This window comes from Bartonella sp. bp_1, from assembly GCF_055808085.1.
In genome coordinates, this window is the sequence record NZ_CM147851.1 from 718,357 (window position 1) to 732,537 (window position 14,181).

Consider the following 14,181-nt stretch of genomic DNA (forward strand, 5'->3'; position numbering starts at 1 on the left):
CTATAGTTTCAGGCAGGAGATTGATCAGATGGCCAATGTTACAATCCACCCTACGGCATTTATTGAACCGGGTGCGCAATTAGGCGAAGGTGTGGCCATAGGCCCATTTTGTCATATTGGAGCGGAAGCAAAAATTGGCGATCGGTGCCGCTTGATGAGTCATGTGGTTGTAACAGGTGACACAACACTTGGTGCGGATTCAAAAGTTCATTCCCATGCTGTATTGGGCGGTGATCCGCAAAACAATAAGCATAAAGGCGGGCCGACAACTCTGGTTATTGGTAAGAATTGTGATATCCGTGAAGGTGTTACGATGAATCGCGGTTCCGATTGTTCATTGGCAACAACGATTGTTGGTGATGATTGCCAGTTTTTAGCCTATGCCCATGTGGCCCATGATTGCGTTTTAGGTAATCATGTAACTTTTTCCAATAATGTTATGATTGGCGGCCATGTTGTGATCGGTGATTATGTGATTATCGGCGGTGGTGGTGCTGTGCATCAATTCGTCCGTGTCGGCCATCATGCCTTTGTTGGCGGGTTGGCAGCGCTCGTTGGGGATCTTATTCCGTTTGGTATGGCAATTGGTGTTCATGCCTGGCTTGGCGGTCTTAATATTATCGGCATGAAGCGTTCCGGCATGGAGCGGAAGGAAATACACGCTTTGCGCCATGCAGTGCCGATGTTGTTTGATCGTAGCAAACCAATTCAGGAACGTGCTGATGATGTTTTGGGCGCTTATCCGCAATCGGCCGCTGTTGCCGATATGATCGGATTTATTACCAATGGCAGCAAACGATCCTATTGCACACCCAAAATCGGGCAGGGCGGACAGGAATTAGGGGATTGAGGATGGTGGCTGCGGGCACGGAAAGTGACGACCGCATCATCAATGGACGCACGGCGATCATTGCAGGCAATGGTATTTTGCCGGTTGCTGTTGCTGAAAATTTGGCTCAACGCGGTCAAAATCCTTTTTTGGTTCCCTTACGTGGTGAAGCCGATTCTTCTCTTTACCAATACGAGCATTGTGAAATTTCCATTGTTGAATTTGCCAAGTTGGTCAAGGCGCTGAAAAAAGCGAATATAAGCAATGTTGTTTTGGCGGGGGGCGTAAAAAGCCGTCCACATTTGAGTGATCTTCGCTTTGACGGCCCTACTTTGGCAGCAATACCGCGGTTGTTTAGAGCTTTTGGTAAGGGTGATGATGCCCTTTTGCGTGCTTTTATCTCGTTACTTGAAGCATATCATTTTCGTGTTGTCGGCGCGCATGAGGTTGTGCGTGATTTATTGGCTCCACGCGGTCAACCTTTGACACGTAAAAAGCCGGATCGTCGTGAGCAGCATAATATTATATTGGCTGCAGAAGCAGCTCAATGTCTGGGGCATCTTGATGTCGGGCAGGGAGCAATTGCCATTGGTGGTCGTGTTGTTGCTTTGGAAGGTGCAGAAGGCACAGATAATATGCTAAAGCGTATTGGCGAAATGAGGATGGAAAAACGTGTGCCATTGAAAGGTGGCGTTCTTGTTAAACGGGTCAAGCCTGATCAGGATGCCCGTGCCGATTTACCAACAATTGGGCCGGAGACTGTCGACAATGCCTATAAGGTCGGTCTTGCCGGTATATGTGTCGAGGCTGAGAGAACGTTTATTCTTCAGGCAAAAGAAGCAATCGAGCGCGCTAATCAACACGGCATGTTTATTGCGACATTTGACGGTGAGGACATCGTATGACTAAACCGTTGAAGATAGCTATTATAGCCGGAGAAGAATCAGGCGACTTGTTGGGGGCCGATCTGATTGCTGCCTTGGCTCGTAAATCTGCGCATAATATTGACCTGATCGGTGTTGGTGGGCATCACCTTGAGCGGCTGGGTCTTAAAAGCATGATGAGTGCTGATGAGATTGCGTTGATGGGGCTTGGGGCTATTTTGGCGAAACTGCCAAAACTGCTATCGCGTATTTCGTCTATTGCCAAGATGATTGCTGCACAAAAACCGGACTGTCTGGTTGTTATTGATAGTCCTGAATTTACCCATCGTGTTGCTAAAAAGGTCAAAAAACTCAATCCAGATATTCCGGTGATCAAATATATAGCCCCGTCTGTCTGGGCATGGCGTCCCAAGCGGGCAGCCGATATGCGCGCTTATATTGATCATGTTCTGGTCATCTTGCCTTTTGAAGAAAAGGTAATGCGTGATCTTGGTGGTCCGCCAGCAACCTATGTCGGTCATCGTCTGGTCAATTATCCACCATTGCTGAGTGTGGTCAAGGAACGCCAGTCCAAAAAGACAGAAAGCGCAATACCGCCTAAATTGGTTATATTGCCCGGTTCCCGTCGCTTTGAAATAGATCATCTGATGGCAGATTTCGGGCAGACCGTTGCTTTGCTGGTCGAGCGCTTGCCCGGATTGGAGATTGTGCTTCCGACTTTGAAACGCCATGAAGCCCGCATTATGGAGCATATAAGCCACTGGAAAAAGCGGCCGGTTGTCGTGACCGATGAAGAGGCTAAATGGCAGGCATTTGCCAATGCTGATGCGGCTTTAGCGGCATCTGGTACTGTATCCTTGGAGTTGGCCCTTTGTGCTATTCCGACAGTTCTATCCTATAAAGCAGATCTTTTTTCCAGAATATTTATTCTGCCGCATATTCATATATGGAGTGCGGCCCTTCCCAACATTATTGTCGATCAGCCAATTGTTCCTGAGTATTTCAATGAGTTTGTAAGACCCGGCATGTTGGCCCGCCAGATTGAACGCTTGTTACAGCCGGGGGCTGCTCGGCAGGCACAAATGGATGGTTTCTTACAAATGAGAGCGATGATGAAAACAGATAAACCATCGGGTGAATTGGCCGCCGAGGTTGTGCTTAATCTTCTTAAAAATAAGATATAAAAAAACCGGCCCAAAGGCCGGTTTTGTGTTTTTGAAATTGTTATTTACGTTCATTTACCGGAACATAGTTACGCGGCCCTGCACCGGTATAGAGCTGACGTGGGCGGCCGATTTTTTGTGCCGGATCCTCAATCATTTCTTTCCATTGTGCAACCCAGCCGACTGAACGGGCAAGCGCAAAGAGAACTGTAAACATTTCGGTCGGGAATCCCAATGCTTTCAAAGTGATGCCTGAATAGAAGTCAACATTAGGATAAAGTTTCTTTTCAATGAAATAAGGATCATGAAGGGCGATTTTTTCAAGTTCCATAGCAATATCAAGCAGCGGATCGTCCTTGATGCCAAGTTCGTTCAAGACCTCATGACAGGTTTTCTGCATGATCTTGGCACGCGGGTCGTAGTTTTTGTAAACACGATGTCCAAAACCCATCAGGCGGAATGGGTCGTTCTTGTCTTTGGCGCGTGCAATAAATTCGGGAATACGTTCAACAGAACCGATTTCTTCCAGCATTTTCAGGCAGGCTTCATTGGCACCGCCATGGGCAGGGCCCCAAAGACAGGCAACACCGGCAGCAATACAGGCGAATGGGTTGGCTCCCGACGAACCGGCCAAGCGTACAGTTGATGTTGAAGCATTCTGTTCATGATCGGCATGCAAGGTAAAAATGCGATCCATAGCGCGTGCCAAAATAGGATTGACCTTATATTCTTCACATGGCACAGCAAAGCACATATGCAGGAAGTTAGCGGCATAATCGAGATCGTTACGTGGATAGATGAATGGTTGGCCGATTGAATATTTATGTGCCATAGCTGCCAATGTTGGAACCTTGGAAATCAGGCGAATAGAGGCGATCATACGCTGCTTGGGATCGGTAATATCGATCGAGTCGTGATAGAAGGCCGACATGGCGCCAAGGCAGGCCACCATAACAGCCATAGGATGCGAGTCACGACGGAAGCCGTGGAAGAAGCGAGACATCTGCTCGTGCACCATAGTATGCTGCATGATACGACGGTCAAATTCTTCTTTTTGGGCCTTGTTTGGCAAATCGCCATAAAGCAGCAGATAGCAGCTTTCAAGAAAGTCGCCTTTTTCAGCCAATTCGTCAATCGAATAGCCACGATAGAGAAGAACGCCTTTGTCGCCATCAATAAAAGTGATTTTGGATTCGCATGATGCTGTTGAGGTAAAGCCCGGATCATAGGTGAATGTATCGGTTTCTTTGTATAGGGGAGCAATCTCGATAACATCGGGTCCCAGTGTTCCTTTTCGGATTGGAAGTTCAATTGTATTTCCGGCTACGGTAATTTTTGCTTTATTATCAGACATGATTTTCCTTTCAGATCCTCCGCCTCTATAACGAGGTGCCGCTTATGTACCTACCCCGTTGCGCGGTATTTTTGATAACAGGGAATTCCTTGTATCAAAGTAATCAAATCTACGCCGCTTGCAATGGTAAAAACATCGCTTTTTAGTGTGTTTCGTCACGCTTGCGTGAAGTTAATCGATTTAATTGGTCTGATCTTTGATGCGTGCCAATGATTCTTCACGACCTAGCACAACAAGAACGTCGAAGACTCCGGGTGAAACACCTTTGCCGGTTAAAGCTGCACGCAAAGGTTGTGCAATCTTACCGAGCTTGATATCCTTTATTTGCGCATAATCACGGATGGCACTGTCGAGTGCTTCACTGGTCCATGAGCTGCAGTTTTCGATGACGGGAAGAATATCGGTGAGAAGTTTTTTACCTTCTTGATCAAGTAGAGATTGTGCTTTTTCGTCCAGCGGCAACGGACGCTTGGCAAAAAGATAGTTGGAACTGTCTATTAGTTCGACCAGCGTTTTGGCGCGTTCCTTCAGACCGGGCATGGCTGCCAGCCATTGGTTGCGTTTTTCATCATCAAGAGTAGCGAGTATATCCTGTCCATTGTCAATGGAAGGCAGGATATCGAGGGCCCGCTGCAGAAGCTCGCTATCAGCGGCTTCTCGCATATAGTGGCCATTGATTGATTCCAGTTTTTTGAAATCAAAGCGTGAGGCGCCTTTATTGATGTCATCAATATCAAACCATGAAATCATATCCTTGATTGACATGATTTCATCATCGCCATGACTCCAGCCCAGACGGGCCAGATAATTGAGCAATGCTTCCGGCAGATAGCCCATATCCCGATAAGCTTCGACACCAAGTGCACCATGGCGTTTGGAAAGTTTGGCTCCATCTGCCCCGTGTATCAGTGGAATATGCGCCATCACCGGCACTTCCCAGCCCATGGCATTGAAAATCAGCGTTTGACGGGCGGCATTGGTCAGATGATCGTCACCTCGGATAATATGGGTTACGCCCATGTCGTGATCATCGACCACCACAGCATGCATGTAGGTGGGGGTACCGTCAGAGCGCAGAATGATCATGTCATCCAGATCCTTGTTGGGGAAACGCACTTCACCTTGTACGCGGTCATGGACAATGGTTTCGCCGTCTAGCGGCGCCTTGATGCGGATAACAGGTTTAATACCCTCAGGGGCCTGTGATGGGTCACGGTCACGCCAGCGCCCGTCATAGCGTGGCGGTCGTCCTTCAGCGCGTGCTGTTTCACGCATTTGTGTCAATTCTTCAGGCGAGGCGTAACAATAATAAGCTTTACCAAGTGCAACCAGTTCTTCTGCCACTTCCCGATGTCGGTTAGCACGCGCGTATTGCGAGATCGGTTCGCCATCACATTTCAGTCCCAGCCAGTCGAGTCCTGAAATAATCGCGTTGTAGGCTTCAGGTGTGGAACGCTCGCGGTCGGTATCTTCGATGCGTAGAAGCATTTTTCCGCCATGATGACGAGCATAGAGCCAGTTGAAAAGGGCGGTACGGGCGCCTCCGATATGCAGGAACCCGGTAGGAGAGGGCGCGAAACGTGTAATGACAGGTTTAGACATAAAAACTCCGGCAATGATGCTTTTTTTCTTAAGTGATGTAGCATAGACTGGTAGACATGCAACAGTCATCGTGGCGGGTTGATCATAATTTGCAGCCCAATTCTACATTAAACGAGGTGGATGAGCGCAGCCATTTTCCGATGGTAGAGCCTATACGGCATAATATTGCCGGTATGCCGCTAAGTTATCCAGATGCTGACGCCGCTTTTGTCGAAATGCATCATCATGCATGGTTCTATATGCATCATCATGCATGGCTTTATCGTATTATACGCCGTATGGCAGAGACAATTGAAATAGAAAGGGCCCATCGGGTCGGTTTCTTGTTTACGCCTGTTTGGGCTGGTTCGGGCGCGTTAATCTATTTCAATCTTTCTTATGAAATGCATTGGAGCGATGCTTTTATCATTTTGCTTATTGTAACAGGTTTTCGCTTTTTATGCCGTCATTATTATCTGTTAAAGACAATTTCAGGATTTAGCCTGTGTCTATGCGCAGGATTATTGGCTGCAAAGTTGGAAACATGGCGGCTTGATACCGTGATGCTAGGCAATAATGTATCAACAAATCTGACAGGGCGTCTTGTCGATTTGGAAAAGCGTGATGGCGGCCGTTACCGACTTCTGATCGATATTTTGGCTACTGATACGCCGTCATTGAAATATGCACCTTCCCGGGTTCAGTTGACGGCTCGTTTGTCTCCTCAAGGTATAAAGGTCGGGGATATAATAGAGGGACGCGTCCATATGAGACCGCCTTCAGGTCCGGTACGGACGGATGGTTATGACTTTGCTTTTAATCTTTATTTTAAAGGAATTGGTGCTCAGGGCTATTTTGTTGGTATGCCGCAAAAGTCCAAACTGACTTTTCCTGTTAGTTTGAAGGAAAGGCTGTTTATAGGAATTACACGATTGCGCAGTCTTATGACAGCGCGTATCCAGCAGGTCATTAAAGGTGAGAATGGCGCTATTGCTGCTGCCCTCATTACTGGCCAGCGCGGTGGTATAAGCACTGCGACCAATGATGCAATGCGCCTGTCCGGTCTGTCGCATATTCTTTCCATATCTGGTTTGCATATGGCGATGGTTACCGGTCTTTTTTTGTGGGGTATGCAAAGTATTTTTGCGTTTTTTCCTGTTTTTTCATCACATTATCCGGTGAAAAAAGTTGCCGCTGGCGCGGCTTTGTTTATGTCTGCATTTTATCTTATGCTTTCAGGTGCAGATGTGGCGGCGCAGCGTAGTTTTATCATGGTTGCCGTCATGCTTTTTGCCATTGTTCTGGATCGGGCGGCATTAACTATGCGTAATCTGGCTATAGCTGCATGGATTACCTTGATTTTGACACCGCATGAAATTCTTGGACCGAGTTTCCAGATGTCTTTTGCTGCAACGGCTGGTTTAATTGCGGCCTTTGGCTGGTGGAGCCGCTATCGCCAGAATGCCGGAAATCTCGTGGAAGAATATTCTTTTGTCATGCGCATTGTTCGTTCTTGTTTTGTGGCTTTTCTATCAACGGCTGCAGCGTCTCTTATTGCAGGAACGGTCAGCGGTCTTTATTCGGCTTATCAGTTTAATAACATTGCGCTACTCGGTGTTTTGAGTAATGCGCTCGCTTTTCCTGTTATGTCTGTCATTGTTATGCCGTTTGCTTTAATTGCGGTTTTGTTGATGCCTTTGGGGCTTGAGTATCTGCCTTTGTGTATTATGGGGTATGGTATTGATCTTGTTCGCGATATTGCGCTTTGGACGGCATCGTTGTCGCCAAATTTTAATTTTGGCCGTATCACAACATCGGCAATTCTTGCTATGAGCGCGGGCTTGGTCTGTTTATTGTTCATGCACAGTATCTTAAGATTTTTTGGACTGGCTGGTTTGATTGTTGGTATTATTATCAATCTGGCACAGCCCAAGCCACAAATTCTGGTATCGGAAGATGCAAGACTGGTAGCGTTCTTTGACCCGCAGGGGCATATGGCTGTCAATCAAAAGAATACTTCATCTTTTGTGGTTGATAATTGGAGGCGTACTTTTGCCATCCCTGATATTATCCACCTGTTTCAAAGCCAGAAGCATGGGGGAATGGGTTTTTATGCCAGCGTGGTTATTGTGTTGCTATTCTTCCGCATGGACGACGTCTGTATAGTGTGACGCGTCCGCTTCTTTTGCCTGAGATTTGCCCAAAGGCGGCAGTTATTATTGCTGATTTTAGTAATATGCTTGCAGATTGCGCACCTTTCACCACTACGTCACAGATGCCCATCATGATTACACGGCAGGATCTAACCTTAAAGGGTGCATTGGAAATAGATCAGGATAATTATTTTAACTGGGGAAGTGGCCTGCCGACAAGGCCATGGAATAGACAAAGAATATATGCTTCGCGGGCATGGGAATAAAAATAGGGCTTAGAGCCCTATTTTTATCTGGTCACTATGACTTTATTCGGACTCTGCATCATCGGCAGAACCGGCATTCAACTGGCCGTATTTCTCTTCACCGATCTTGTTCAGCAGTTCAAGCTGGGTTTCGAGGAAATCGATGTGGCCTTCTTCATCTTCAAGAAGCTCATCAAAAATCTTTTTCGAAATATGGTCGGAAAGTTCGGCGCAGATTTCACGTGATTGGCGATAGGATTCGCGGGCTTCATATTCGCCGGCAAGATCGCATTCCAGAACTTCTTTGATGTTCTGACCAATACGCAAAGGTGCCAGTGTTTGCATATTGGGATGGCCTTCAAGGAAGATGATACGCTTAACCAGCTTATCAACATGAGCCATTTCTTCAATGGATTCCTCACGTTCTTTTTTGGCGAGTTTCGTATAACCCCAGTCCTCTGTCAGACGATAGTGAAGCCAATATTGATTGACGGCTCCCAATTCAAGAAATAAAGCTTCGTTAAGCCGCTCGATGACCTTTGCGTGACCTTTCATGATTTCCAATTCTCCTGTATTTTGAATGCAATGCCCGCACCCGCTCAAGATAGACGAGAGTTTTTGCCTCATCGATTGCATGCGTGAGGTGATATTCTTTTGTTACCTTAATTATTATCTCAAGTACATTAGGAAAACAGCCACAGCAACGACCACGCTTTTCCATAGCATGATAAACATGCCCAGGAACGATCAATTGCCAGCAGTCATGATCCAGCATTTCACGGATAACAGCCTCGATTTCTTGTGAGCTGATTACATTGCAAGAGCATACCAGCATGGAAAAATCCGTTATTCTTCTATAGAAAACCATTAAACTTGATAGATATATGAAGGTATTGTTTCAAAAAATCAATTAAAATCTTGATGCCAGAGTTCAACTTTATAAAAGTTGGGGAAATCGGCTATTATCAATTGAAAGTGGTTGTGTAGAGGGTGCCTTTTCTAGAACGGCTGTTTTAAAATTCTGCCAATAGGATTTATGAATGATTATAGTGGCTGGAAGCTGGCATATCGGCTTTTGCCTATAGATGTAGATTGTAAAGATATTATGGACGCTCAAAAGTTAAAAATTGCGGCAGCTGCCAAAGCGTTGGAATTTGTCAAGGAGGGCATGAAACTTGGTATTGGCACAGGATCCACGGCCAATGAATTCATACGGTTGTTGGGGGCAAAAGTAGCTGATGGCTTCAACATTGTCGGTATTCCAACATCCATAGCATCTGCCGATTTATGCCGGTCTCTTTCAATTCCATTGGCAACACTTGATGAAGAGCCGATTCTTGATCTGACAATTGATGGAGCCGATGAAATCGGTCCGAAAATGGGGCTGATTAAAGGCGGTGGCGGTGCATTGCTGCGAGAAAAGATTGTGGCTTGTGCTTCGCATGATATGATTGTTATTGCGGATGAGAGCAAGCTTGTATCCGAATTGGGTGATTTTGGCGTGCCGATTGAGGTGAATTCTTTTGGGGTAGGCGCAACAAAACTTGCCATAGAAAAGGTTGCTGCAGATTACGGACTAAGGTTGGATATCCGTCTGCGACAGCGTGATAACAAAAACTTTATGACAGATGGCGGGCATTACATTCTGGATGCATTTTTTGGCCGTATTTCTAAGCCAAAATCATTATCAGATGCACTTTTTGCGATTCCCGGTGTTGTTGAGCATGGCCTGTTTTTGGATATTGCTTCTCATGCTGTTATTGCTCGCAAAGATGGCAATATTGATGTTTTGTCGGTATCTGACCTCGTTTGAAGATGAGTTTACAGATATTGAATTTAAGAATATGGAAGAGGCGGGATTGATCCCACTTGTTTGCAGATATGGAGAGAACTGAATGAAAACTTTTTATCGTCAATTGATTAAACCTGCCGGAGTTGCTTTGCTTGTTGCTGCAAGCATTGGCTTTGCACAGGCGCAGGAAATCAGTGCTTCCCATATTGCGGCTGCACGTAAAGCAATCGCGGCTGTTCATGCAACAGATCCGTTTGATAATTTTTTGCCCAGCACGGCACGTGATCTAAAGAACGAACTGGTGCGCAAGGATCCTAATCTTGAAGCTGTTATTTCTGATACAGTTGATACAGAAGCTTTGTCTTTGGCTAAGCGTCGTGGTGATCTTGAGACAGAAGCTGCCCGTGCTTATGCCAAGCATTTCAGTGAACAAGAATTAAATGCCATTGCCGCTTTTTATGAGTCGGACGCTGGCAAAAAGTTGTTGTCAAAAGGTCCTGTTGCTATGAATGATGCAGTCGGTGCCTTTAATGTCTGGAGTCAGGCTGTTGCACAAGAATTGGCAACTAATGTTGGAAAAGCTCTGGTTGAAAAAATCGGTGCAGCTAAGGCACCTCAGTTGGATGTAGTGCCTGCGGCGCCTGAAGCACCGAAAACGCCTGAAAAGCCTGCGGCACCAACAAATCCTAGTGATCCAAAATAAGAATATTGGTAACTGTATAAGCGGCCGTAAGGCCGCTTTTTTTATGGTACGATCTCTGTCTGGTCTTGTCAGGAATAAAAAATACAAATTAAGAATGCGCATAAGGCTTTTATCTTGATAGAAGCATACCGATATATTGATCGGTCATTGGAATAAAGGAGACTGCTGTGTCGGCATTTGATTTTGATCTTTTTGTTATTGGCGGCGGATCTGGCGGTGTGCGGGCGGCAAGGGTTGCAGGCAGTCTTGGAAAACGTGTGGCAATTGCCGAAGAATACCGTATGGGCGGCACCTGTGTTATTCGCGGATGTGTACCCAAAAAACTGTTCGTCTATGCTTCGCATTATTCGGAAGAATTTGCTGATAGCGCCGGTTTTGGCTGGAAGGTTGAAAAGCCAGTTTTCAATTGGTCTGAATTGCGTGATGCTAAGGATAAGGAAATTGCCCGCCTTGAAGGCCTTTATCGTAAAGGATTGGATAATAACAATGTTCGTGTGTTTGAAAGTCGTGCTCAGCTTGTTGATGCGCATACGTTGGAACTGACCAAAACAGGTGAACGTGTTACGGCGCAGACCATTCTGATCGCAACCGGTGGTCGGGTGGCGGCCTATCCGGATTTACCAGGACATGAATTATGTATTTCTTCGAATGAAGCGTTTGATCTGGCGCAGTTACCTCAATCTATTGTTATTTCCGGCGGCGGTTATATTGCGGTCGAGTTTGCCAATATTTTCCATGGGTTGGGTGTGGATACGACATTGGTTTATCGTGGTGATTTATTATTGCGTAAGTTTGATCATGATCTGCGTGGGTTGTTAAGTGAAGCGATGACCAAAAAAGGTATTCGCATTATTTATAATAACGAACTGAAAAGTGTCGAACGCAAAGAAAGGCTACATGTAACCCTTTCTGATGGTGAAGTTTTGACTGCTGATGAAGTTATGCTGGCTATGGGGCGTGTGCCTAATACGCAAGGATTAGGATTGGAAAATGCCGGTGTTGAACTGGATAAGGCCGGTGCAATTCTTGTTGATCCTTATATGAAGACCAATGTTGATAATATCTATGCTGTTGGTGATGTAACCAATCGCGTTCAATTGACACCGGTCGCGATCCATGAAGCTATGTGCTTTATCGAGACAGTATTTAAAAACAACCCGACCCAGCCTGATCATGATCTGATTGCAACAGCTGTATTTTCTCAGCCTGAAATCGGAACTGTTGGTTTGTCGGAAGAAGATGCCGTGAAGTCATATGAAAAAGTTGATGTATATCGTGCATTGTTTCGTCCGATGCGCAATACGATTTCCGGTCGCGATGAGCGTATGTTGACCAAGCTGATTGTTGATGGAAAAAGCCGTCTTGTTATTGGAGCCCATATATTCGGGCCGGATGCCGGTGAAATGGCGCAGCTTTTAGGGATTGCTTTGAAAGGTCGTCTGACAAAAGATGTCTTTGATGCAACCATGGCACTGCATCCCAGTGCGGCAGAGGAATTGGTAACCATGTATCAGCCGAGTTATAGCTATGAAAACGGCCAGCGGCTTGATAGCAAATGAAATGCTGGCAAGTCGGGGTATGTTGGTCTATAAACGTACGCATTGATGTATGACTTTTGAATGGCGAGTATCAAATGAGCAAGAATTGGACACCGCAATCATGGAGAAAAAAACCGATCAAGCAGGTTCCCTTTTATCCTGATCAGGCACAGCTACAGGAAGTTGAAGACAAACTTCGTCGTTATCCGCCATTGGTTTTTGCCGGTGAGGCCCGTGAATTGAAAAGTGAATTGGCTGAAGTTGCTGAAGGCCGTGCTTTTCTGCTGCAAGGTGGTGATTGTGCGGAAAGCTTTGCTGAGCATGAAGCCGATAATATTCGCGATTTTTTCCGTGTTTTCTTGCAAATGGCGGTTGTGTTGACATTCGGTTCGGCCAAGCCGGTGGTGAAGGTTGGTCGGATTGCCGGTCAGTTTGCCAAGCCGCGTTCTTCCGATACTGAAAGTAAGGATGGGGTAGAGCTGCCATCCTATCGCGGTGATATTATCAATGGTATTGACTTTACTCCTGAATCGCGCATTCCCGATCCTCATCGTATGTCGATGGTTTATCGTCAATCGGCAGCAACCCTTAATCTTTTACGCGCTTTTGCCCAAGGCGGTTATGCGAATCTTGAAAATGTTCATAGCTGGATGTTGGGCTTTGTCGGTAACAGTCCACAGGGTGAACGTTATGATGCTGTGGCCAGACGCATTTCCGAAACGATGGACTTTATGCAGGCCATCGGTATTAATGCCAAAACCAATTCGTCATTGCGCGAGACATCGTTTTTTACCAGCCATGAGGCATTGTTGCTGGGCTATGAAGAAGCTTTGACACGTATTGATTCAACATCCGGTGATTGGTATGCAACGTCTGGTCATATGTTGTGGATTGGCGACAGGACACGCCAGCTTGACCATGCCCATGTTGAATATTGTCGTGGCATTAAAAATCCGATCGGTGTTAAATGCGGTCCATCGTCTAATCCGGACGAATTGCTTAACCTTATTGATTTGCTTAACCCGGAAAATGAATCAGGTCGTCTGACGCTGATTGCCCGCTTTGGCTATGACAAGGTCGGCGATCATTTGCCAGCTCTTATTCGTGCTGTCGAGCGGGAAGGGCGCAAGGTTGTATGGTCATGTGATCCGATGCATGGCAATACAATTACAGCCGGTGGTTATAAGACACGGCCTTTCGATCGTATTTTAAAGGAAGTTGAGCAATTTTTTGCTATTCACCGTGCCGAAGGTACCCATCCCGGTGGTATTCATATCGAGATGACAGGAAAAAATGTTACCGAATGTACTGGCGGTGCGCATGGTATTTCGCCGGAAGATCTGTCGAATCGCTATCATACCCATTGCGATCCGCGTCTTAATGCAGATCAGGCCTTGGAACTTGCTTTTCTTGTTGCAGAGCTTTTGAAAAAAGAACGTGATGCGATTGAAAACAAAAAGGCTACTCACGGCTGATCTTATAAAAACCGCTTTTAAAAAGTGGTTTTTATATTTTCAATGAAATAGGGTTTTATGTATGAAACGTCTTTTTGCGGCTTTTCAGAATTCCTGTCGGGCGTTGGTTTATTTGCTTAAAACAGAAAAAGCCGTGCAACAGGAAGTCGCGGTTTTGTTGATCGCTATACCAGTCGCGATTTGGCTTAGTCAAAGCATGGTAGAATTTTTTATATTGATCGGTGTGATTGTTTTTGTCCTGATTGTTGAAATCCTGAATACAGCAGTTGAAGCCGCATGTAATGCGCTGACGCGGGATTTTAGGGAAGATATCCGTATTGCCAAAGATGCCGGCTCTCTTGCTGTTCTGCTTGCTATTTTATTGGCAGCAGTCGTTTGGGGATGGGCTGTCATCAATACTTTTTGGTGATAAGGGCAAAGATTAAAGCGGATTGCATAAGGTGATAAGGCACGCTACAGCATGA

Annotated in this window: 13 protein-coding genes; 9 read left to right on the forward strand and 4 right to left on the reverse strand. The window is 46.0% G+C overall.

The genetic code is table 11. The features are described 5' to 3' along the window. The first annotated feature begins 28 nt into the window (after window positions 1-28). The 3 genes from lpxA to lpxB are packed head-to-tail and all read left to right on the forward strand — an operon-like array spanning window position 29 to window position 2,897. A complete protein-coding gene (lpxA, locus tag ACYZ97_RS03605; RefSeq protein WP_473300127.1) occupies window positions 29-850 on the forward strand; it encodes an acyl-ACP--UDP-N-acetylglucosamine O-acyltransferase in 822 nt (273 codons plus the stop codon). Then, a complete protein-coding gene (locus tag ACYZ97_RS03610; RefSeq protein WP_473300625.1) occupies window positions 838-1,734 on the forward strand; it encodes an LpxI family protein in 897 nt (298 codons plus the stop codon). Before lpxA ends, ACYZ97_RS03610 begins: the two co-directional genes overlap by 13 nt. Continuing rightward, entirely contained in the window at window positions 1,731-2,897 is a 1,167-nt protein-coding gene (lpxB, locus tag ACYZ97_RS03615; protein ID WP_473300128.1) for a lipid-A-disaccharide synthase, read from the forward strand. Before ACYZ97_RS03610 ends, lpxB begins: the two co-directional genes overlap by 4 nt. A 40-nt stretch (window positions 2,898-2,937) precedes the next feature. Here the strand turns inward: lpxB and gltA are convergent, their stop codons facing one another. Further along, window positions 2,938-4,230: a citrate synthase gene (gltA, locus tag ACYZ97_RS03620; RefSeq protein ID WP_473300129.1), complete on the reverse strand. Its 1,293-nt coding sequence runs from the start codon at window positions 4,228-4,230 to the stop codon at window positions 2,938-2,940. 180 nt (window positions 4,231-4,410) lie between these two features. Further along, window positions 4,411-5,832, reverse strand: a complete 1,422-nt coding sequence (gltX, locus tag ACYZ97_RS03625; protein ID WP_473300130.1) for a glutamate--tRNA ligase — start codon at window positions 5,830-5,832, stop codon at window positions 4,411-4,413. 56 nt (window positions 5,833-5,888) lie between these two features. Here gltX and ACYZ97_RS03630 point away from each other — a divergent pair, with 56 nt between their 5' ends. After that, the gene (locus ACYZ97_RS03630; RefSeq protein ID WP_473300131.1) at window positions 5,889-7,982 is read left to right on the forward strand and encodes a ComEC/Rec2 family competence protein; all 2,094 of its coding nucleotides are present in this window, start codon (window positions 5,889-5,891) and stop codon (window positions 7,980-7,982) included. A gap of 290 nt (window positions 7,983-8,272) precedes the next feature. Here the strand turns inward: ACYZ97_RS03630 and bfr are convergent, their stop codons facing one another. Continuing rightward, the gene (bfr, locus tag ACYZ97_RS03635) at window positions 8,273-8,764 is read right to left on the reverse strand and encodes a bacterioferritin (RefSeq protein WP_473300132.1); all 492 of its coding nucleotides are present in this window, start codon (window positions 8,762-8,764) and stop codon (window positions 8,273-8,275) included. After that, a complete protein-coding gene (locus tag ACYZ97_RS03640) occupies window positions 8,730-9,044 on the reverse strand; it encodes a (2Fe-2S)-binding protein (protein ID WP_473300133.1) in 315 nt (104 codons plus the stop codon). Before ACYZ97_RS03640 ends, bfr begins: the two co-directional genes overlap by 35 nt. A gap of 270 nt (window positions 9,045-9,314) precedes the next feature. Between ACYZ97_RS03640 and rpiA the strand changes: the two genes are divergently transcribed. From rpiA to ACYZ97_RS03665, 5 genes are all read left to right on the forward strand, one after another. Further along, window positions 9,315-10,022, forward strand: coding sequence for a ribose-5-phosphate isomerase RpiA (gene rpiA, locus ACYZ97_RS03645; RefSeq protein ID WP_473300626.1), 708 nt, complete (start codon window positions 9,315-9,317; stop codon window positions 10,020-10,022). 82 nt (window positions 10,023-10,104) lie between these two features. After that, window positions 10,105-10,704: a DUF2059 domain-containing protein gene (locus ACYZ97_RS03650; protein ID WP_473300134.1), complete on the forward strand. Its 600-nt coding sequence runs from the start codon at window positions 10,105-10,107 to the stop codon at window positions 10,702-10,704. Between the two features lie 167 nt (window positions 10,705-10,871). Then, the gene (gene gor / locus ACYZ97_RS03655) at window positions 10,872-12,263 is read left to right on the forward strand and encodes a glutathione-disulfide reductase (protein ID WP_473300135.1); all 1,392 of its coding nucleotides are present in this window, start codon (window positions 10,872-10,874) and stop codon (window positions 12,261-12,263) included. A 74-nt stretch (window positions 12,264-12,337) separates the two neighbouring features. Continuing rightward, window positions 12,338-13,717: a class II 3-deoxy-7-phosphoheptulonate synthase gene (locus tag ACYZ97_RS03660; protein WP_473300136.1), complete on the forward strand. Its 1,380-nt coding sequence runs from the start codon at window positions 12,338-12,340 to the stop codon at window positions 13,715-13,717. 61 nt (window positions 13,718-13,778) lie between these two features. Continuing rightward, a complete protein-coding gene (locus tag ACYZ97_RS03665) occupies window positions 13,779-14,126 on the forward strand; it encodes a diacylglycerol kinase (RefSeq protein WP_473300137.1) in 348 nt (115 codons plus the stop codon). Window positions 14,127-14,181 lie beyond the last annotated feature (55 nt).